The organism is Campylobacter concisus (assembly GCF_902460715.1).
GTDB lineage: Bacteria > Campylobacterota > Campylobacteria > Campylobacterales > Campylobacteraceae > Campylobacter_A > Campylobacter_A concisus_AK.
Window position 1 is genome coordinate 92,336 of record NZ_CABPUX010000002.1, and the last position, 21,536, is coordinate 113,871.

Below are 21,536 nucleotides of genomic sequence, written 5' to 3' on the forward strand. Positions count from 1 at the left end.
TAACGATTTAAAATTTGTTTAGGATAGAAATTTTGACCCAATTAGAAGCGATAAAATGCCAAAATTTAGCTAGCGACATAGCCGATGAGATCACGCTAAGTCCGCTTTTGTTTGACGCGATATCAACGACCGAGCGTGAAATTTTCGTGCCTATCCCAGCACATGCTTACAAACTTGACGCGCAGCCGATACTGGGTAATCAATGGATCAGCTCGCCGCTAACGGTGGCAAAGATGACGATGGCGCTAGAGTGCGAAAATGTGGATAACATCCTAGAAATAGGCTGTGGCAGTGGCTATCAAGCAGCGATACTAAGCAAGCTCGCACATAGAATTTTTAGCGTCGAGCGCATAGAAAAGCTAGCCATGGAGGCAAAAAAACGCTTCGAGACGCTAAAGATCAAAAACGTGCACGTAAGATATGATGATGGCAACAACGGCTGGCGAAGCTACGCGCCGTTTGATAGGATTTTACTCTCGGCCGCTGCTGATGAGATCTCGCCAAATTTATTCGCTCAACTAAAAAATGGCGGCATCTTGGTCGCTCCGATGAGAAAAGATGGCAAGCAGTTTATCGCTAAATTTAGAAAAGATGAGAGTGGAAATTTAGAAAAAGAGTTTTTAGACGAGTGCCTTTTTGTGCCACTTCTTGAGGGCAGAGAGTAGAGGCTTTTACCTCTACAACTACCACCTAACCAGCCACTCACCGCTAGGGTGCTGCGTAAATACAATATCATCAAATTTTGTAGTTTCTTCGCCATCTGCCGTGATAAATGTAACGCTAAAACTAAATGCATTTTTGGCGATAAATTTCACATTTTCTATACTCAAGATATCGACGTTGTCGCTACAAGTGCCACTAGTCCTTTTTAAATGGCTATCATCTCTTCGTAGCGCAGGTGCCCTTGTGCCACCCTCCATAAATTTATCATTTTTATTAGCCTTATAGCATGCCATATTTGCTAAAAATTCCTGCATCCTAGGCTTTGCACTATCAAATTTCGCTTGATACTCTTTTGGCACCTTAATGCCCAAAATAGCGCCTGGTACCGTCTGACCAACTAAATTTCTACTTTTTGTTAACGTTGGCTCGCTTTTTGGTTCGCAAAAGGCAAAGCTACCAAAAACGGCACAGAGCACAATGACAAGAAGCGATTTGGTTTTCATTTTTCTCCTTTTTAAATAAGAGCCATTCTACCTCGCGTCACTTAAAGGTTGCTTGAGTTATAAATTTAAAGAATAAATGTGAGTTTTTAGGGAGGGCAAAGCCTAAGCCTTGCCTTGAATTAGAATTTATTAGAATTTATAAGTGTAGCCTGTGTAAATTCCCACGCTTGTATCTCTTAGCTGAGCGCCGCTATTTTTCTTATAAAATGTCTTATCAGCTTTTAGACCAAACTCAAGCGCGTTGTGAGCGTCAAAAGAGTACTGACCGCCAGCTTTTGCGCCAACTAACAAACCTTTAAAATTTTTCTTGCTAGTTTCGTTTTCAAAGCTTTGTCTAACACTTAGATAACTAAGACCAGCGTAACCGCCAAGTACGGCTTTAAAGTTTTCAGTGATGTTTGGTGTGTAGTCAGCGCCTGCTAAAAGCTTATGTTTGCTCCATTTTGCATCTGCTTCGCCAGCATTTTTTCTAGCTTTAAAGTCGTAGTAGTAGCCACCATACGCTCTATAGCTGTCAAAATCATAACCGCCATAAAAGCCAAGTCCGTAGTGACCTTTGTTGAAGTTATTTTTTTCGCTTTTTGCGATATTTTTAGTTTTGATCTTTGAATTGAACGAATAATCGCCCTCGCCACCGACAAAAGCACCTTGCGCAAGTGCAGCTGAACTAACTAAAGCTAAAACCAAGCTTGATTTTACAAGTAAATTTTTCATACTTCTCCTTTAAAAATTTTCGTGATTTTACTATTACGCGTTTAATCTATATGAAATTTAAATTTAACAAAGCCCTATTTTTCGCTCTTTTCAGCCTTTAAAATTTAAATTTATTTATATTTACTATTAAATTTTAAAATTAGAAGAAATTTTCATCAAAGGAGAGAAGAAAATGGCACTAGATAAAGAGCTAGTAAATTTCGGTGAAGAGCATGAGCTAAATGCGATCCTTTCAAAATTTGGCAAATCACAAAGCCAAAAAAATAGAGCAACTCTAGGCGAGCTTGGCAAAAAATGCAAGGAAAAACTTGCTAAAAGAGTGCTAACTCAAGACGAATTTGGTGAGTTTGTAAAAGCGCACCTAAAAGAGCTTGAAGATAAAAAAGCCTAAATTTCTGGGGGCAACCCCAGAAAATTTACTTGCAATCCTCTCTTGTCAAATTTATCACAGTAAAGTTCTTGCAGTTCTCGTAGTTGTATATCCACGAGGCTTTATCGATAAGAGGATTTTTACTGCTACAAAAGTCCTCTTTTAGCATTTCAGTCTGCACTTTTTAAACTCATCTACCTGCTCTTTAGTAAATTTACTAAATTTAATATCTTCACTATCATTTATAACAAACGTGGTTTTTAGGATCTCATTTTCACATGTAGCACCCATTATTACGCTATTTTCATCGACTCTTGTGGGAGCTGGCTCATCGATCATGCTTACAACAGCTTTAATAAATGCGTTATCACAATCAACTGCAAACGTAGCCGTTAAGAGCATAAAGAAAGACAATATTATTTTATTCATTTTGTGTCCTTTTTGAAAAGTATATTAAATTTAGTGGTAAAAATACTAGAGATAAATTTACGCCCAAACTAGGGCGCAAATTTCTTAAGGAGGGAATGTTTAAATATTAGAATTTATAAGTGTAGCCTACGTAAAGACCGATGTTGCTCTCTCTAACTTTAACTTCTTCAATTTTTCTATAAAAAGTATAGTCAGCCTTAACGCCAGCCTCTAAAATATTGTTTTGATCAAGTAAGTACTCAGCACCGAATTTTGTGCCCAACACAAAACCAGTTGAGTGTTGTGCACTATCTGAATTATCTACCTTAAATTTTATTCTTGAAACGCCAGTATAAGCACCTGCTACAAGCTTAATATCGCTAGTAATACTTGGAGTATAGTCAGCACTTGCTAGAAAACTGTGTTTATTCCACTTAATTGTATATTTTTCACCATCATCCTCTAACTCTTTTTTAGTCTGAAAATTATAAAAATAAGCACCATAAGCTCTGAAACTGTCAAAATCATAACCAGCTTTTATGCCACTGTTAAATTGACCTTTCCTAAGTCTTGCTCCATCGTTAGCCTCAGATAACTTTACATTTGACGCAAAAGAGTATCCGCCCTCGTAACCAATAAATGCCCCCTCTGCCATAGCAAATGAGCAAACCGCACATGCAATCATGCTAGCTTTCAAAAATGAACTTTTCATTTTCAATCCTTTAAAAATATAATGTAAATGTAATTTTACGAATTTTTATTTAAAATATTATTAATTTATAATATTAAATAAGCATTGATAAATTTACTTTGTTTATAGACTTCGTATTTTAGGGATTTATAAAGATAAATTTATGAAATTTTGAATTATTAAAAAGTAACACCTAGTCGTTAAATTTCAAACGACTAGGCAAAATGCTATAAAATTTCTCTTATGAGAAGCTGTGGCGTAACAAGCCCGCGGAATGAATTTTTAGATACGCAAAAGATGATATCTATCATTTCGCCTACTCTAACGTGCCTTGTGAAGTTGAAAAATAGCGCCTCAAGCGTCTTGTTGTCTTTTTGCAAGATAAGTTTTAAGTGATTTTGATCCCTACCTATGAGCCTCTCGTTCTTCACGACAGCGTTTTCTATCTTAAAGACTGGACGTGGATTTTTCTGTCCATACGGCTCATAAAATTCCAAAATTTCAAGTAGCTCAAAGTCTATCTCGCTTGGCATTATGTCGCCAAGTAGCTCATCTGAGCTTTTGCACTCTTGCATATTTAGGCATGAGCAGCTTTTATTTATCGCATCTTTAAATTTTTCCAAATTTTCAGGCGCAAGAGTTAGCCCTGCTGCACCTTTGTGACCACCGTAGCTTGTTAGCAGATCTTCGTGGCTTGCGATGAGTGATAAGATATCAAGCTTGCCAACGCTTCTAGCACTGCCTTTTGCGCGGCCTTTATCGATGCTAAAGACGATAGCTGGCTTTGCAAAGTGCTTTGCCAGGCGGCTGGCCACGATGCCTATCACGCCCTCATGCCACTGCTCTCCCCAAGTGATGATGACCTCATCGTCCTCTTTTACGTCCTTTAGCGAGCACTCAAAGAGTTGGCGCTCCTCCTCTTTTCTTGAGTTGTTAAACTCAATGATCGTATCAAGGTAGTTGTAAGCCTCTTCGATGCTCTTTGCACGCAAGAAGTTAAATGAATTCATCGCATCGTCCATGCGTCCGGCTGAATTTATAAGAGGCGCTATAAGAAAGCTGATATCATCACACTCAAATTTATCCTTGCCGTAAAACTCTTTTATGACGCAAAATGCCGAGCGCTTAGAGGCATTTAGCTTGCAAATACCCATGCGAACAAGCATCCTGTTCATATCTCTTAGCTCCATCATATCAGCTATTATCGCGATGGCTAAAAGCTCTAAAAACTTGCTCATATCGTAGTTTAGCTTGCAAACATCCTTTAGCGCTCCAACCAAATACCAAGCCACTTCAGCACCGCAAATTTCGATATTTGGAAAGCTGCAGTCCTCTTGTTTTGGATTGATTATGGCGTAGGCTTCTGGCAGAACAGCTGGTGGCATGTGGTGATCTGTGATGATGAGATCGATGCCTTTTTCTTTGCAGATGCTAGCTGCCTCATTTGCTGAGATGCCGTTATCGACGGTGATTATTAGACTCACATCGCTTGCAAGCTCGTCGATGATCTCAGGATTTAAGCCGTATCCGTCTTTAAAGCGGTTTGGGATCTTTACTAGGTAGTTTTTTACGCCAAGATCATCAAAAAACTCGGCTAAAATCACACTTGAAACCACACCATCAACGTCATAATCGCCAACAATAGCGATGTGTTCATTTCTCTCGATCGCTTCTTTGATGCGATTAGCGCCTTTGTAGATATCCTTTAGAGCGCTTGGCGTTGGAATTTCACTAAGTTTTTTGTGTATGTCGTTACAAAATCTACGTGCTAGTAAATTCCTAATATCCTCTTTAGTTAACATAGCTTTGGCAAGGACTTTTTGACGCCCTGCCAACTTTTACTAATGCTATTTGCTCACTTAAATTTACGCCCAAACTGCCAAAAATTTGGCAACAAAAATGCTTTTTTTTCATCGTAATCTTTCGTCTTTATTTTGAATGCTTTGATTATATCTTTTTGAAATTTAATTTCTTATAATTTTCATTGAAAGTAAGATTTTTAGGGCAAAAAACTTTTGTTAAATTGATACTCTTTATAAATTAGCCATTGTAAATTTGAAGTAAAAAATGAGAGAAATTTTAAGTAAAAATTTGGCAAGAAAGCTTGCCAAATTTATCATTTTACGTGATTAGCCAAGCTTGCTTTTATAAAGCCTAGTATCACAGGGTTTGGTCTAGTTAAACGGCTAGTAAATTCAGGGTGACACTGCACGCCTACAAACCACGGATGTCCTTTTAGTTCGATCGCCTCTACTAGTCCGTCGCTTTCGCCACTTACTATTAGACCAGCCTTTTCAAAGACATCTTTGTATTTTGGATTTGCCTCGTAGCGGTGGCGGTGTCGCTCTTTTACGCTCTTTGCGTTGCCATAAATTTCAGCCAAAAGCGTCTTTGGCTTGATGTCGCAATTATAAGCACCTAGCCTCATAGTGCCGCCAAGTGGGCTTGTGTGCGTTCTTATCTGCTTTTTGCCGTGGGCATCGATGAAGCTATCTATTAGATAGATGATAGGATTTTTGCACTCTTTGTTAAACTCCATAGAATTTGCATCTTCTAAGCCCAAAACATCCCTTGCAAACTCGATTAGTGCCAGCTGCATACCAAGGCAAATTCCAAGATAAGGGATCTTATTTTCACGAGCAAATTTTATGGCTTGCATCTTGCCTAAAACGCCTCTTTCTCCAAAGCCGCCAGCTACTAAGATGCCATCCACGTCCTTTAAAAGCTCATTTACATTACTCTCTTCTATCTTTTCGCTATCTATCCAGCGTAAATTTACCCTAGCGTCCAAATTTGCTCCAGCATGGATGATGCCCTCAGTTAGGCTCTTGTAGCTCTCTTTTAGATCGATATATTTGCCTACAAAGGCGATTGTAGTTTCGTTTGTTGGAGCGATAATCCTTTTTACTAGGCTATCCCAGTTTGCCATGTCTGGTTTTAGCTCGCCAAAGCCTAAATTTTCAGCGATCGGCGTTAATATATCTTGCTTTAAAAATGAGAGTGGAATTTGATAGATACTTGCGCTGTCTAAGCTTTCTATAACGCAGTTTTTCTCCACACCACAGCTTGCTGCGATCTTATCTTTTAGCTCACGGTTTAGTGGCATTTCAGATCTGCAGATGATGATATCTGGGGTTATGCCGATACGTCTTAGCTCGCCTACGCTGTGCTGGGTTGGCTTTGTTTTTAGCTCGCCAGCTACTTTGATAAATGGCACAAGCGTTAGGTGGATATTTAGCGCTCTTTTTTTGCCAACCTCTACTCTTAGCGCTCTTATCGCCTCTAAAAATGGCAAACCCTCGATGTCGCCAACGGTTCCACCTATCTCAACGATGAGTACATCTTTGCCCTCGCCTGCTTTTTTGATACGATCAACGATCTCGCCAACGATGTGAGGGATCACTTGTATAGTCTTTCCAAGGTAGTCGCCACGTCGCTCTTTTTCGATGACTGAGCTATAAACCCTGCCCGTTGTGAAGTTATTATCCTGACTTAGGCTCTCATCTAAAAATCTCTCGTAGTGACCAAGGTCAAGATCAGTTTCAGCACCATCGTCTGTGACAAAGACTTCGCCGTGCTCTAGTGGGCTCATCGTGCCTGGATCTACGTTGATATATGGGTCAGCTTTTAAAACGCTCACCTTTAAGCCAGAATTTTTAAGTAATGTCGCGATAGACGCAGCTGCGATGCCTTTTCCAAGTGAGCTTAAAACGCCACCTGTGATAAAAATATACTTCGTCTCTTTTGCCATCAAATTTCCTTAACTTTAGTTATTTTTTAATCTGCCGATTATACCTCTTAAATATTTAGTAAGGCATTAATCGTGCAAATTTTAAAAATTATTCTTTAAGTTTTTTTGTTATAGACTTCGACATCATGATTAAAAACTGCTTAAAAAACATCGCCTCTTTATATATAGACGGCTTTAAAAATATGAAAATAGGCAAGAAACTATGGCTTCTCATAGCGATAAAGCTTATCATTATGTTTGGGATATTAAAGGTCTTCATCTTTGATGAAACTCTTAATACCAAATTTCAAACCGACGAAGAAAAAAGCGAATTTGTAATTCGTAATTTAATAAAGGAATAAAATGTCTGAGATGGATTTTGTTGATTGGTCTAGGGCTCAGTTTGCGCTGACTGCCATTTACCACTTTTTGTTTGTCCCGCTTACGTTGGGGCTAAGTTTTATCATCGCCATTATGGAGACGATATATGTCAAAACTGGCGATAAGGCCTGGCTTGAGATAACGAAATTTTGGCTAAAGCTCTTTGGTATAAATTTCGCTATCGGTGTGGCAACTGGCATCATCATGGAGTTTGAGTTTGGTACAAACTGGGCAAATTACAGCTGGTTTGTAGGCGATATATTTGGCGCTCCGCTTGCGATTGAAGGCTTGCTAGCATTTTTCATGGAGAGTACATTTTTTGCCATTATGTTTTTTGGCTGGGATAAAGTTAGCAAGAAATTTCACCTATTTTCAACTTGGCTTGTTGCGATCGGTTCAAATTTAAGCGCACTTTGGATCTTGATCGCAAATGGCTGGATGCAGTATCCAATAGGCATGAAATTTAACCCAGATACCGCTAGAATGGAGATGCAAAATTTCTTCGAAGTTGCGCTAAATCCAGTTGGTATCACTAAATTTTTACACACAGTAACTAGTGGTTACACTATCTCAGCTCTTTTTGTGATAGGAATTTCTGCTTGGTTTTTGATCCAAAAACGCCACATCTTGCTTGCTAAAAAAAGCATCGTCGTTGCTAGCGCATTTGGCCTTATCACTTCGGCATTTTTGCTACTTAGCGGCGATGAGAGCGCATACCTTGCAGCTCAAAAACAGCCTATGAAACTTGCAGCCATGGAGGGACTTTACAAGGGCGAAACTAACGCTGGCCTAGTTGCTGCTGGCATTTTAAACCCAGCTAAAAAGCTTGGCGATGAGAGCGAGCCATTTTTATTTGAGATAAAGGTGCCTTACGCACTTGGCATCATGGCAAACAGAGAGCTTGACTCATTTACACCGGGCATAAATGACCTACTTTATGGCAACAGCGAGCACAATCTAATAAGCGTAGAAGAGAAGATGGCAAAAGGCAAAGTAGCTATCGAAGCTCTTAAAAACTACAAAGAGGCTAAAAAAGCAAATGACGAGAGCTTGATGAAAAGCTCACTTTCAAATTTAGAGAGCAACCTAAATTTCTTAGGATATGGCTATCTTAAGGACGCAAAAGATGCTGTGCCACCTGTTGCACTTACATTTTATAGCTTCCACATCATGGTCGCTCTTGGCACTTACTTTATAGCTCTTTTTGCTATCACCCTTTATCTAAATCTCTCAAGAAAATATAAATTTGAAAACATAAGAGTATTTTTGTGGGTCTGCCTCTTTACCATACCGCTTGGCTACATCGCAGCTGAGGCTGGCTGGATAGTAGCAGAGGTCGGCCGTCAGCCATGGGCGATACAAGATCTCATGACCGTTGGCGTCGGAGCTACAAATTTATCTGACTCAAATGTCAAAATTTCATTTACATTATTTGCTGTTTTATTTACGGTCTTGCTGATAGCCGAGATCAAGATCATGCTTAAGCAAATAAAGATAGGATTTAACGATCATGCATAGTTTAAGCTTAGAAAATTTACAAATTTATTGGTGGTTTATAGTTAGCCTTCTTGGCGGACTTTTGGTATTTATGATGTTTGTTCAAGGCGGTCAGTCGCTCATCTTTAGCCTTGGCAAGGACGAGCTTAAAAAAGATATGCTCATAAATTCTATCGGTAGAAAATGGGAGCTTACATTTACAACGCTTGTTATGTTTGGTGGCGCGTGCTTTGCGGCATTCCCGCTATTTTACGCTACTAGTTTTGGTGGCGCTTACTGGGTTTGGCTGGCTATTTTATTTTGCTTTATCATCCAAGCTGTAAGCTACGAGTACCGCAAAAAACCTAATAACTTCTTAGGCGCTAGGACTTATGAAATTTTCCTTTTCATAAATGGCTCACTTGGCGTTATCCTTATTGGTATGGCAGTTAGTACATTTTTTAGTGGCAGCGACTTTATGCTAAATGAGCACAATTTTGTCGAGTGGAAGACTCCGTTTCGCGGTCTTGAGGCATTGGCAAATCCTTACTTGTATTTGCTTGGCATAGCGATGTTTTTCCTATCTCGCATAGGCGGCTGCTTGTATCTTATAAACAACATCGCTGATGGCGAATTTATACAAAACGCTAGAAAACAGCTACTTATCAACACCGTGCTTTTCTTGCCATTTTTCCTAGGCTTTCTTGCTTGGATACTTACAAAAGATGGCTTTGCATACGACGCAAACGGCGTAGTTAGCCTTGTTGCTTACAAATACGCCATAAATTTGATCGAGATGCCTGTCGCTGGCGTGCTACTACTTGTTGGCGTGCTTTTGGTGCTTGTTGGAATTTTCCAAGGAGCATTTACAAAAAGCATCCGTGGAATTTTTGCTTACGGCGTTGGCGTAACTCTTGCTGTAACCGCGCTATTTTTGATAACAGGACTAAATGGCACTGCATTTTATCCGTCATTTAGCGATCTTTCTAGCTCGCTAACTATCAAAAATGCAAGCTCTAGCCACTACACACTTGGCGTTATGGCTTATGTTAGCTTACTAGTGCCAGTAGTACTTGCCTATATATTCATCGTCTGGAGAGCGATAGATAGCAAGAAGATCACGCAAGATGAGATCAAAAACGATCATCACGCATACTAAGGATAAAAGATGTTAGAAGCAGGAATTTTTTTGATACTTTGGCCAGTAACGCTATTTATTAGCTACAAATTTGTTCTCTTTTCTCTCAAGAAATTTGACGCAAATAACTAAAATTTAGGGGCATTTGCTCCTAAATTCTTCTTTTATTTTTACCTCTTAAAACGACTTCTTTATAAATTTGTTTAAGCCTCTTTTTATATAAGCGTTAGTTTTGCGTGAAATTTGGGGAGTAAGATATCATTAAATTTCACAAAGGAGCGAAAATGAGCAAGAATTTCTTAGGTTCAGTTGCCCTTGCGGCTGTTTTGGTGAGTGGTTTTGGCTTTAGTGCTCCACTAAACGCTGGGGTCTTGGCTCATCAAGTAAAGGTTCAAGGAGAGCTTGGCTCAGTCTTTATAAACCCCTACGACGTATCGCCGCTAACTGCTATCATCGATAGAGCTGGCAAGGACATCAAAGATATACACGTCAAAGTAAAGGGCAAGCCAGATGGCGGCATCGATATCGACTACAACATCTCAGAGCATGCCTTGCTCACGCATGATGGTGTGCCTATTTGGGGACTTTATCCTGACTATCTAAACGAGGTCGAGCTTAGTTATACATTTAACGGAGCTAAAAAGGTTGAGACATATAAAATTTACGCCCAACCTATCGTCACATATAGCCGTGATTTTAGGTTCTCACACATGCAAAAAACTCACGTCAAAAAGGTCGATCCTGCCTTTAAAAACAGGCTCTATCTCATAAACAACACAATAACAAGCGTCTATAAACCGCTTGATTGGAAAAATGGCGGGGCTGCTAGCTGGAACGACTTTACCGAAAACTACATCGTAGATACCAAGGGCGAGGTCAGATGGTATCTTGACTATCAAAAATTTTACGACCGCAGCGAGAGAAGAGTGATGGATGGGGGCATGATGATGGGCTTTCATCAGCTAAAAAACGGCGATATCAGCTTTGGCATGGCTCAAAGATATCTTAGATATGACCTCATGGGAAAAGAAATTTACAACCGCCCACTACCTAGAGGTTACATCGATCTAAGCCACGAGGTGATGCCACTAAAAGATGATCACGCGCTTCTTAGAGTAGCAAAATACAACTACCACCACAAAAACGGCAAAATTTCTCACACCATAAGAGACCACATCATCGAGGTCGATAACACCGGCAAGGTGGTAGAAGAGTGGGATCTAAATGAAATTTTTGGCAACAACGTATATCGCAGCAACCTCATAAAAGCGCTTGATGCTAGGGCTGTTTGCCTAAACATCGATATGGACGCAAAAGAGATCAAGATAAGCGACGATCAGCCATTTGGCGATGTCACCTCCACTGGCACAGGCAGAAACTGGGCGCATGTAAATTCTATCTCATACGACGAGAGCGATGATAGCATCATCCTTTCGCTTCGTCACCAAGGCATCGTAAAGATAGGACGCGATAAAAAAGTAAAATGGATATTAGCCTCGCCTGAGGGCTGGAGCGAGGACTTTAAAGCAAAAGTGCTAACTCCGGTCGATAGTAAAGGCAACAAGATAAAATGCGAAAACTCAAAATGCGAGGGCGAATTTGACTGGTCATGGACACAGCACACCGCATGGCTAACGCCAAGATACGAAAACAAGGGCGACATAAAGCATATAAGTGTCTTTGACAATGGCGATGGCAGAGGCATGGAACAGCCAGCCTTTAAAGAGGAGAAATACTCCCGTGCGGTTGAATACAAGATAGATGAGAAAAAGGGCACAGTCGAGCAGACTTGGCAGTTTGGTAAGGAGCGTGGATTTGACTTTTACAGCGCAGTCACCAGCAATGTCGAGTGGCAAAAGGATAAAAGCACCTACTTTATCTCAAGCTCAAACGTAAATTTACTTCGCCCTGACAAGACTATCAAAATGGTCTTAGTTGAGATCGACCCAAAGACAAATGATATAAAATTTGAGATGGTGTGGATTCTGCTTCAAGAGATGATGTCGCTTATAGAGCGATGGTTATCGATCCTGAAGTGTTTAGTTATTAAATTTTGGTGTGAGACCCCCTCTCACACCGAGTGTATTAGTTATTATTTTGAAATTTATAAATTTCTTCTTTGACGCTAGTTAGGTCAAAATTTATCGCTCGCTCTAGCTCTAGCAAGCTTACATCTTTGTCTATCTCAAGAGCCATCGCTATCTCGTTTAGCTCTTTTGCTTCCTCATTTGCGAGGATCGCACTCTTAAAACTAGCCTCATCTATCTGGCCAAATTTTAAAAAGATCGATTTAAATTTATCTTTTAAAATTTCTCTACTTAGCTTTTTATCTTCTAAAGCCTTCTTCGTGCCGCCATTTCTGTTACAGGTTCTAAATATAAAATCTATTGTTTCATTTACTTCATCGAGTAAATTTTTTGTCTTCTCGCTTTGCATACAAACTCCCTTCACCGCAAACAAATTCAAAGCAAGGCAGACTTTGTCCGCCCTGCTTATATTTTTAGACTAGATAACGTGGATCTCGTCTTTGATTTGAATAGTTACGGTGTTGTTTGTATATGTTGTGTAACCATCTTCTGAAGCACCTTGATGCCATCCGCTGCCCTTAACATCCTCTTTTAGATCAACTGTGTCGCCTTTATCGCCTGTGATTTTTAGCGTATGTTTGTCATCAGTCATATCTAGGACATCTTTTATGCCAACTTTTAGAGTAGTGTTTTTATCACCAGATATATCAAGCTCTTCAAAATTCTTAGCATGATATGAAACATGTTTTAGATCTATGGTATCTTCTGGGCTAGATATGATTAGCTTATCATAGCCTTTGCCACCATCAAGGGCTCCTTTATCATCTACGCCACTAATTACATGTGCTGCTTTGATAGTTAGAGTATCATCGCCATTGCCTAGATCTATCTTAGCTTTATCTATAGCATCACCTTTGATAGTTACGCTATCGTTGCCATCGCCAGTTGAAATTCCAACTTTGGTAAATATAGTATTTGCTACTGTATCTCCTACTATCACAGTGTCATTACCTGCGCCTGTGATGATCTTAGCACCATTAGCAACATCGTCTTTGATCTCTATGTAGTCATCGCCTTTACCAGATATAACAGTAGAGTGATCAAGATCTGCAGCTACAATTAATCTATTATTGCCATCGCCTAGATCTATCTTAGAGTCCATGTTTATCCAGCCCCAGCCATTACCGCTCTTATGGATATTTACTATATCATCACCAGAGCCAAGTGTAAATTCTGCTTTATGAGTTATAGTTTTGACATCTATCTCATAGTTGTCATTACCATTTAGCTGTGGTTGTAACTCAGTAGAAGCTTTTAGTACTGGTCCGTGTCCTTCTAGCCATAAGCCTGTATCATTATCTCCATAGATAGCTTCAGCATTGATCTTTATGTTTTTAACAGGATCAGCTGGCTTATCACTAAAGTCAAATACTAGATCTTCACTTGCTTGTTTGCCCATATTTCCAGCTTCATCTACTAAATAAGCTTTAGCGCTTAGATTAAAGCCATTAGCTGTTTTACCAAAAGGTATTAACTCTTTTGATGGATAGGTAATGTTTGCAACAGAAGTTAGATCTACATATCCTCTCTTAAGATCAAGCTCTGTAATAGTTATTGGTTCTTTAACAACGCCTTTATTCCATGCTCCAACATTTGAATGAACTTCATAATATAGCTTATCACCAACTTTAATTAAGCCTTGATCAACTGCCTCTTTTGAGAACCTAGCGCAGCAATATATAACGTTATTTTCGTTAGATATATTATCGCTCCAGCTATATTTACCATCATGGTTTTTATCGCCAAGGTAATCAATCCTTAAATCAACTATCTTAGTATCAACTGTTACATTAGCTACATATTCAAGGCTAGTGTTACCAGCTTTATCTACTGCTTGGTATGAGATTATATGCTCACCATCGCTAAGAGGATTAGTGATCTTGTAGTCCCAATGACCATTTTTATCAGCTTTAGTGGTAACCACATTCTCATGATGCTCACCATATTTTATGATTATTACAGATCCAGCCTCTGCTGTGCCTTTTAGAAGTGGAGTGTTATCATTTGTAAACTTATCTTTGACATTTCCTGTAAAATCAACTACATCGTTGGTTTTTACATTATCTTCGATACTTGTCAAAGTTACCTCAGGTCCTGTAGTATCAACTGTTACAGTGATTGGACTTAAAGACTCACTCTCTTTGCCAAACACATTTTTAGCAATTGCTGTGATCTTATAGTCGCCATCAGCCCATGGAGAATTCTCCTCTGGTTCGTAGTGCCAATTACCATTAGCATCCACTGGGATATTATCAGCGATTACTTTATCGCCATTTTTAAGAGTGATGGTTGTGCCAGCCTCAGCTTTACCCATTAACGTAGGAGTGTTATCATTTGTTATGGCTATAGTTCCTTCTAAGACATTACCAGTTGTATCTCCAGCATTTATATCGGTTGGGTTCTTTGGATCTATGCCATACTCATTATCTAAAACTGCTATGATAGTTGGAGCTTTTGGAGCAAAACCTACTATTTTTACTGCATCCATAGAACCTTCACTTACATTACCTGCATCATCGACTAGTCTATAAGATGGAGTTTGGAAGCCTCTTGATTTTGGCATATCGATGCTAAATTCATCTCTTTCTATAAAGCCTTTAGCTATATCTTGCGCAGTTACTTTAAAGATATCTGTCCAAGTTTTAGCGTCGTTTCCAAGAATTTGAACCCTATCGCCTGCTTTTACAGTATTTTCTGGGATGTCGATAACCCATTTAAGCTTGCCATCTTTTAGAGCTGAAGCATCAGCTATGTCTATCTTCTTGTCGCTATTTATATCAGTTGTTATCTTAACTGTTGGAGCGCCAATAGTTGTATCAACATCTACACTTGACCACTCTGATACAGCACTTCTGTTGCCTGCTCTATCGGTTGTTTGAACTTTAAGAGTATGTACTCCATCTTCTAGTGCAGCATGTACTTTGCCATCCCAGTTTAAATTTGCCTCAAATGTATATTCCCAGTTACCGTCTTTATCAGCTGTAACTGTTACTTCTTTGCCATCTTTAAATACTGGTCTATCATCTACCTTTATCTTAACAGTTGAGAATGCCTCAGCTGTACCTTTTAGTGTTGGCAAGTTGTCATTTGTTAGAGCATTTTTAACATTACCTACAACACCACCAGCAACATCATCGATGATCTCAGTTATAACTGGCTGTGTAGTGCTTGTATCAACATTTACAGTTGCAACATTTGATGGATTACTAACATTACCAGCTTTATCAGTTGCGATAGCTACTACATTATACTCACCCTCAGCAAGTGGAGATTTTGGAGTAAATTCCCAGTTACCATCAGCATCAGCTTTTACAATGATGTCTTTGTTAATAATGTCATTGCCATTTTTAAGAACGATAGTTGAGCCAGCCTCAGCTGTACCTTTAAATGTCGGTGTAGTGTCATTTGTAAAGCCGTCATTTACACCAAGTATATTTCCGCCATTTTCAACACCGCCCCACCAGTTATCTGTTACTGCAGTGATGACTGGAGCATCCATATGAGTATCAACGTCTATGCTTACTAGAGCAGATGGTTGGCTATTGTTACCAGCTACGTCAGTCGCTTGAGCTTCGAAGTTATGGTGTCCATCGCTTAGTTTAGGTGTTGTAAATTCCCAGTTGCCATCTTTATCAGCTACTGCAGTCCAGTTGCTGATAACTTCACCATTCTCAAATCTATAACTACCTCTACCATCAATCTTGATCTCAACAGTCGCAAATGGCTCAGCTGTGCCTTTTAGAGTTGGAGTGTTGTCGTTAGTTAAGCCACCTTTAACATCACCATTTACTACGCCACCAGCCACATTATCAATGATCTCAGTGATGACTGGTTCATCAGAGTGAAGATCGATCTTGATAGTTGCAGCATCCGAAGGAGCGCTTACTTTACCAGCTGCATTTGTTGCAGTTGCTGTTATACTGTAATCACCCTGAGCAAGTGGAGTTTTTATAGTAAATTCCCAGCTACCATCAGTTTTTACAGGGATATTATCAGCGATAAGATCATTACCATTTTTAAGAGTGATAGTCGTACCTGGTTTTGCTGTGCCTTTAAATGTAGGCGTGCTATCATTTGTTAAGCCACCTTTAACATCTTCGTTAAATTTACCGCCCCTTTGATCATCAATTACTTCTGTGATTACTGGAGCTTCTGGAGCTTTAGTATTCTCACTATCTTCACCTATCACCTTGCTATCCTTGCCTGGGTTGTTAGGGTTATTTGGATTGATGATCTCTGCTGTTACATTGTTATCTTTACCTGGGTTTAGATCAACTGGGATATCAATCTTACCTTTATCGATATCATCTTGATTGATTGGTTTTTCAGTCTTTTTACCATTGTCATCAGTAACAACTACTTTATCACCTGGTTTTACTGAACCATCTTTTGGTATAGTAACTTCTACTGTTGTTTTACCAGTATCTTTGTCACCAGCTTTGTTTTCATCATCAGAAATTTTGCCATCTTTGTTTGTATCTTCTGGGAATTTAATTTCTGGGTTGCTTGGTTTTCTGCTAAATTCGCTGTCGAGTTGTACGTTAGCATGTATAGCTGTACTTTGGTTACCAACTAGATCGACTATTCTATAGCTTGGGCTTTCGAAGTGTTTTCCTGATAAAGTTGCTTCGTATTCAAAGCTTTTACCTAGATCGTCATTTGATAATACTTTTTCGATCTTCCACTTACCATCTTTTCCAAGTACTTGAAGAACATCACCTGCGCTTACAGTGCCATCTTTTGGTATCTCTACTTCCCAGTGGATCTTACTATCTTTTAAATTCTTAGCTTCATCTACGCTTAGAACTCCATTGTGATCTGCATCTTCTTTTATAGATACTTTTGGAGCACCGATAGTTGTATCAACCTCTAGTGCAGAAGTTGCTTCGCTAGTGTTGCCAGCTGCATCTGTCACTACTGCTTTTATAACATGAACACGGCCAACAAGATCTGCTAGTGGCTCTTTATAGTCGCTTGGTTTAAATTCCCAGTTGCCATCCTTGTCAGCTGTAACTCTACCCATCTCTTTATTGTTATCATAAAGAACTACTTCTTGATTTGCATCAGCTGTACCTTTTATAGTTGGCTTGTTGTCATTTGTATTAGTACCTGCAACATTGCCTTTATATACACCACCTTCTACGTTATCAATGATGCCTGTGATCTTAACATTTGGAGCTGTTGTATCAACATCTATGCTACCAGATACTTCTTTGCTAGCATTACCTGCTTGATCAACGATCTTAGCTGTTACGCTTGAAGTTTGACCATCAACTACTGGTACTTTGATCTCTACATATCCAGTTACTCTGTCATTGTAAGTAATAGTATGTGTTTTTTCCTCACCATTTACAGTGTAGTGGATCACATCATTTTCTTCAGCATCACCTGGGACAGAAATTTGAGCTTTTGTGCTAGTGCTATCGCCATCTTTGCTATTTTCAGCTTTATTTAGCTTGCCATCTTTTGGATTTACATCTTCAACAAATGTGATTGTTGGTTCTGATGGAGCTATTAGATCAGCATTAACTACTACAACCTCTGAAAAGTCTGAGATATTTCCTGCTTTATCTTGTGCTCTTGTAGTATATTTATACTCACCATCTCCTAGTTCAGGTAGTTCAAATTTCCAACCACCATGATTATCAGCTGTGACTGTTCCTATAGCTGTTTTATCGCCATTTAGCTCGCTAATCTCATATATAGTGATGACTGAATCAGGCTCAGCATATCCTTCAAGAGTTGGTGTGCTGTCGTTTGTTAGAGCAACTTTTGTTTTAGCGTCTAAAACGTTGCCAGTTTGGCTATCTACATTGTCATTTACAGCGTCTATTACAGGAGCATCTGCAAATGTATCAACATCAAGTGAAACTCTATCAGATGTTGATTTATTGCCTACTTTATCTGTGGCAACTGCTTCAAAGTAGTGTTCTCCATCACTCATAGCTTCAGTTGGAGTAAAGCTCCATTTGCCATTAGCGTCAGCTACTGTTTTACCAACTAGGGTTTTTTCTGTAGTTGTGTAGAAGCTCTCATAAATTTCTACTGTTGCGCCTGGTGCTGCACTACCTTTAAATGTTGGTAGGTTATCGTTTGTTAGACCATTTTTAACATCACCATTTACTACGCCGCCAGTTACATCATCGATGATCTCATCAATTGTTACTTTAACAGTGCTTGAAGCCTCACCTATCACCTTGCTATCCTTGCCTGGGTTGTTAGGGTTATTTGGATTGATGATCTCTGCTGTTACATTGTTATCTTTACCTGGGTTTAGATCAACTGGGATATCAATCTTACCTTTATCGATATCATCTTGATTGATTGGTTTTTCAGTCTTTTTACCATTGTCATCAGTAACAACTACTTTATCACCTGGTTTTACTGAACCATCTTTTGGTATAGTAACTTCTACTGTTGTTTTACCAGTATCTTTGTCACCAGCTTTGTTTTCATCATCAGAAATTTTGCCATCTTTGTTTGTATCTTCTGGGAATTTAATTTCTGGGTTGCTTGGTTTTCTGCTAAATTCGCTGTCAAGTGAAAGGCTAGCTTTTGATGAGTCGCTAACGTTGCCAGCTTCATCAGCAAATCTATACTCTGGAGTCTCATATTTTCCATCTTTTAGTTTGTTGATACCTATGTTAAATGTAGCTTCAAATCTACCATCTTTGATCATCTCATCAGTAATCTCAACAAATTTAACCCAATTACCTTTGCCGTCGATTGATTGGATCACATCGCCAGCTTTTACGCTACCATCTGTTGGGATGTCGATAACCCAGTGAGCTTTGCCGTCTTTTATAGCAGCCACTTCAGCAACGCTTAAAACACCGTCGTTATTTGTATCTTCTACAAATCTAACTTTTGGATTGCCTATTGTTGTATCAACATCTACGCTTGCCTCAATAGATTTAGCACTATGTCCTAGTTTATCAGTCGCTTCTACGACAAATTTATGCTCGCCGTCACCAAGTTTAGTTCTAGGAGTAAATTCCCAGCTACCATCAAAGCCTGCTTTTGTAGTGCCTGCTATCTTACCATCAACAAATACTTTTATATCTGCACCAGCTTCAGCGCTACCTTTTAGAGTTGGAGTGTTGTCATTTGTAACTTTACCTTTAACATCGCCATTTTCTACGCCACCAGCTACATTATCAACGATCTCTTTGATCTCTGGTATGTTAGTTGCAGTATCAACTGTTAAGCTTACAACGTTTGAATTTTGAACTGGGTTTTTGACATAGTCTTGCATACTAGCTTCAACAGTATAGTCGCCATCATTTAGTGGTTTATCTACTGTGATAGACCAGTCACCAAGGCTATCTTCTACATAAACTTCACCACTCCATACTACCTTGCCACTGCTATCTTTTACGCTAACAGTTACAGTTGAGTAAGGCTCTGCAAAGCCGTTTATAGTTGGAGTATTATCTTTTGTAGCACCTTCGTAAGCACCGCTTAGAGCGTCATCACCGTTGTCATCTGTTACACTAGTGATTACTACTTTGCCTGGATTAGTATCTACTTTTATAGTTTCAATATCTGAAGTGTTTTTATTGCCTATCTTATCAGTTGCCTCTACATAGAATGTATGATCGCCATCGCTAAGTTTAGTTCTTGGTGTAAATTCCCAGCTACCATCGAGACCAGCTTTTGTAGTACCTGCTATCTTACCATCAACAAATACTTTTATATCTGCACCAGCTTCAGCGCTGCCTTTTAGTGTTGGAGTATTGTCGTTTGTCCAGTTGTTTTTAGAGCTTATATCACCTGTATCACCTTCAACATCATCAATGATCTCTTTAATGACTGGTTTGTCAGTTGCATTGTCTATTGTAAGGCTTACAACATTTGAGTTTTGAACTGGGTTTTTGACATAGTCTTGCATACTAGCTTCAACAGTATAGTCGCCATCATTTAACGCTACTGGTACATCAATATGCCAATCACCAAGGCTATCTTCTACATAAACTTCATCGCTCCATACTACTTTACCGCTACTATCTTTTACGCTAACAGTTACAGTTGCATACTGCTCACCTGTACCCCAAATAGTTGGAGTATTGTCTTTCATAGCACCTTCATAAGCACCATTTAGAGCGTCATCACCATTGTCATCTGTTATTCTAGTGATTACTACTTCGCCTGGATTAGTATCTACTTTTATCCAAGAAATTCCTGAGTTCTCGCTTACATTGCCAGCTTCATCTGTTGCGATAGCATAGAATGAATGTTTGCCGTCGCTTAGTTTGCTAGTTGTATACTCCCACTCACCTTTTTCGTTAGCTTTTACACTACCTGCTTTTCTACCATCTACATAGACATCGACGGTTGCACCAGCCTCAGCACTACCTTTTAGTGTTGGGGTATTATCATTTGTCCAGCCAATTCTTTCGTTTTTCACGTTGCCTGTATCCCCTTCTACATTATCTATAATTTCATTAATTACTGGTTTAGAAGTATGAAGATCTATTGTTACAGTAGCTACATTTGATGCATTGCTTACATTGCCAGCTTTATCTGTTGCAGTTGCTGTTATATTATATTCACCTTCAACAAGTGGGCTCTTTGGTGTAAATTCCCATGATCCATCAGCTTTTACAGGGATGTTTTCAGCGATGATATCATTACCATTTTTAAGAGTTATGGTTGAGCCAGCTTCAGCTGCACCTTTAAATGTTGGCGTACTATCGTTTGTAGTGCCACCTTTAACATCTTCGTTAAATTTACCGCCCTTAACATCATCTATTACTTCTGTGATGACTGGAGCATCTGGAGCTGTTTTATCAGTAAAGTCTGTATTGCCAGCTGTTCCTTCACCATTACCTTTATTGCCAGCTTTATCAGTTACTTCTACTTTTACATTATCACCTGGTTTGATTGGATCAGTAGTGATTTCGAAATTTCCTTTGTCATCAGTTGTGCCAGTACCGATTGTTTTGCCGTCCTTGTCTTTTACTACTACTGGAGCATTTGGCTCATCTGAATGACCTTTTACAATACCTTTATCTGGGTTACCATCAGCTGGGTTATTTGTATCAACTGGGGTTACTTCTTTAACATCTACGCTTGGAGGGGTATTATCAACAAACTCTGTATCTCCTGCAGTCTCTGTATCACTACCTTTGTTACCAGCTTTATCAGTTACTTCTACTTTTACCTTATCACCTGGTTTGATTGGATCAGTAGTGATTTCGAAATTTCCTTTATCATCAGTTGTGCCAGTACCTATTGTTTTACCATTTTCATCAGTAACAACTACTGGAGCATTTGGCTCATCTGATTTACCTTTTACGATACCTTTATCTGGAGTACCATCTGATGGGTTAGTCTCATCTACTGGAGTTACAGTATCGATATCTACTTTTGGTC

13 protein-coding genes and 1 pseudogene are annotated in these 21,536 nt (G+C 39.2%); 6 read left to right on the top strand and 8 right to left on the bottom strand.

From position 1 onward, the window contains the following. Positions 1-32: 32 nt before the first annotated feature. A complete protein-coding gene (locus tag F3G91_RS06390) occupies positions 33-665 on the top strand; it encodes a protein-L-isoaspartate(D-aspartate) O-methyltransferase (protein WP_149701045.1) in 633 nt (210 codons plus the stop codon). An 18-nt stretch (positions 666-683) separates the two neighbouring features. Here F3G91_RS06390 and F3G91_RS06395 read toward each other — a convergent pair whose 3' ends face one another. Further along, the gene (locus F3G91_RS06395; RefSeq protein ID WP_149701046.1) at positions 684-1,166 is read right to left on the bottom strand and encodes a hypothetical protein; all 483 of its coding nucleotides are present in this window, start codon (positions 1,164-1,166) and stop codon (positions 684-686) included. Between the two features lie 129 nt (positions 1,167-1,295). Continuing rightward, a complete protein-coding gene (locus F3G91_RS06400) occupies positions 1,296-1,880 on the bottom strand; it encodes a hypothetical protein (protein ID WP_103638846.1) in 585 nt (194 codons plus the stop codon). A gap of 172 nt (positions 1,881-2,052) precedes the next feature. Here F3G91_RS06400 and F3G91_RS06405 point away from each other — a divergent pair, with 172 nt between their 5' ends. Beyond that, the gene (locus tag F3G91_RS06405; protein ID WP_012140605.1) at positions 2,053-2,271 is read left to right on the top strand and encodes a hypothetical protein; all 219 of its coding nucleotides are present in this window, start codon (positions 2,053-2,055) and stop codon (positions 2,269-2,271) included. Between the two features lie 141 nt (positions 2,272-2,412). Here F3G91_RS06405 and F3G91_RS06410 read toward each other — a convergent pair whose 3' ends face one another. The 4 genes from F3G91_RS06410 to pyrG form a co-directional block, all read right to left on the bottom strand. Then, complete coding sequence (locus F3G91_RS06410) at positions 2,413-2,679, bottom strand: hypothetical protein (protein WP_149701047.1); 267 nt, start codon at positions 2,677-2,679, stop codon at positions 2,413-2,415. A 106-nt stretch (positions 2,680-2,785) separates the two neighbouring features. Then, entirely contained in the window at positions 2,786-3,370 is a 585-nt protein-coding gene (locus F3G91_RS06415) for an outer membrane beta-barrel protein (protein ID WP_223227837.1), read from the bottom strand. A 206-nt stretch (positions 3,371-3,576) separates the two neighbouring features. Then, entirely contained in the window at positions 3,577-5,151 is a 1,575-nt protein-coding gene (recJ, locus tag F3G91_RS06420) for a single-stranded-DNA-specific exonuclease RecJ (protein WP_103642122.1), read from the bottom strand. 314 nt (positions 5,152-5,465) lie between these two features. After that, a complete protein-coding gene (gene pyrG, locus F3G91_RS06425) occupies positions 5,466-7,100 on the bottom strand; it encodes a CTP synthase (RefSeq protein WP_107847976.1) in 1,635 nt (544 codons plus the stop codon). A 125-nt stretch (positions 7,101-7,225) separates the two neighbouring features. Here pyrG and F3G91_RS06430 point away from each other — a divergent pair, with 125 nt between their 5' ends. The 4 genes and pseudogenes from F3G91_RS06430 (at position 7,226) to F3G91_RS06445 (ending at position 12,124) form a co-directional block, all read left to right on the top strand. After that, a complete protein-coding gene (locus F3G91_RS06430) occupies positions 7,226-7,441 on the top strand; it encodes a DUF4492 domain-containing protein (RefSeq protein ID WP_009295224.1) in 216 nt (71 codons plus the stop codon). Position 7,442: 1 nt separating this feature from the next. Beyond that, entirely contained in the window at positions 7,443-8,978 is a 1,536-nt protein-coding gene (locus tag F3G91_RS06435; RefSeq protein WP_149701048.1) for a cytochrome ubiquinol oxidase subunit I, read from the top strand. Next, positions 8,968-10,095, top strand: coding sequence for a cytochrome d ubiquinol oxidase subunit II (locus F3G91_RS06440; RefSeq protein WP_223227855.1), 1,128 nt, complete (start codon positions 8,968-8,970; stop codon positions 10,093-10,095). Before F3G91_RS06435 ends, F3G91_RS06440 begins: the two co-directional genes overlap by 11 nt. A gap of 263 nt (positions 10,096-10,358) precedes the next feature. After that, positions 10,359-12,124 (top strand): annotated as a pseudogene (locus F3G91_RS06445) (aryl-sulfate sulfotransferase). A 35-nt stretch (positions 12,125-12,159) separates the two neighbouring features. Here F3G91_RS06445 and F3G91_RS06450 read toward each other — a convergent pair. Both F3G91_RS06450 and F3G91_RS06455 read right to left on the bottom strand, forming a co-directional pair. Beyond that, on the bottom strand, positions 12,160-12,510 hold the full coding sequence (locus F3G91_RS06450) for a hypothetical protein (RefSeq protein ID WP_021088445.1): 351 nt from the start codon (positions 12,508-12,510) through the stop codon (positions 12,160-12,162). Positions 12,511-12,579: 69 nt separating this feature from the next. Next, positions 12,580-21,536, bottom strand: an 8,957-nt coding sequence (locus F3G91_RS06455; protein ID WP_188116804.1) for an Ig-like domain-containing protein, incomplete at its 5' end; no start/stop codon positions are given.

What these genes read in the sequence shown, in the direction of transcription:
- F3G91_RS06395 (WP_149701046.1), bottom strand. Translation starts at nt 1,166, where the DNA reads ATGAAAACCAAATCGCTTCTTGTCATTGTGCTCTGTGCCGTTTTTGGT.
- F3G91_RS06400 (WP_103638846.1), bottom strand. Translation starts at nt 1,880, where the DNA reads ATGAAAAATTTACTTGTAAAATCAAGCTTGGTTTTAGCTTTAGTTAGT.
- F3G91_RS06405 (WP_012140605.1), top strand. Translation starts at nt 2,053, where the DNA reads ATGGCACTAGATAAAGAGCTAGTAAATTTCGGTGAAGAGCATGAGCTA.
- F3G91_RS06410 (WP_149701047.1), bottom strand. Translation starts at nt 2,679, where the DNA reads ATGAATAAAATAATATTGTCTTTCTTTATGCTCTTAACGGCTACGTTT.
- F3G91_RS06415 (WP_223227837.1), bottom strand. Translation starts at nt 3,370, where the DNA reads ATGAAAAGTTCATTTTTGAAAGCTAGCATGATTGCATGTGCGGTTTGC.
- recJ (WP_103642122.1), bottom strand. Translation starts at nt 5,151, where the DNA reads ATGTTAACTAAAGAGGATATTAGGAATTTACTAGCACGTAGATTTTGT.
- pyrG (WP_107847976.1), bottom strand. Translation starts at nt 7,100, where the DNA reads ATGGCAAAAGAGACGAAGTATATTTTTATCACAGGTGGCGTTTTAAGC.
- F3G91_RS06430 (WP_009295224.1), top strand. Translation starts at nt 7,226, where the DNA reads ATGATTAAAAACTGCTTAAAAAACATCGCCTCTTTATATATAGACGGC.
- F3G91_RS06435 (WP_149701048.1), top strand. Translation starts at nt 7,443, where the DNA reads ATGTCTGAGATGGATTTTGTTGATTGGTCTAGGGCTCAGTTTGCGCTG.
- F3G91_RS06450 (WP_021088445.1), bottom strand. Translation starts at nt 12,510, where the DNA reads ATGCAAAGCGAGAAGACAAAAAATTTACTCGATGAAGTAAATGAAACA.